Raw genomic sequence first — 308 nt, forward strand, 5'->3', positions numbered from 1 at the left:
CCATTCGGCAGATTAGGTTCGGCAGAAGAAATCGCAAAAACCGCATTATTCCTAGCCGAAAGCGATTATATAACGGGGCAGGTCATCTCGCCCAATGGCGGGTTAGTAATATGAAATTTGGATATGTAAACATTTTAGGACGCGCGAACGCAGGAAAATCAACCTTGCTAAACGCTATAATTGGCGAAAAGTTAGCGATAACCACGCCAAGACCGCAAACAACTAGAACGCAAATAAATGGCATCATAACAAGAGAAAATTCGCAAATAGTTTTTGTCGACACCCCCGGTTTTCACACACCAAAAAAC

2 protein-coding genes are annotated in these 308 nt (G+C 42.9%); both read left to right on the forward strand.

From position 1 onward, the window contains the following. On the forward strand, window positions 1-114 hold a 114-nt coding region (locus tag ACYVTD_RS19000), incomplete at its 5' end, for an SDR family oxidoreductase (protein WP_461249136.1). Further along, window positions 111-308: GTPase (locus ACYVTD_RS19005; protein WP_461249135.1), on the forward strand; the 198-nt coding region annotated here is incomplete at its 3' end. The genes ACYVTD_RS19000 and ACYVTD_RS19005, both read left to right, overlap by 4 nt.

This window comes from Treponema sp. R6D11 (assembly GCF_054786075.1).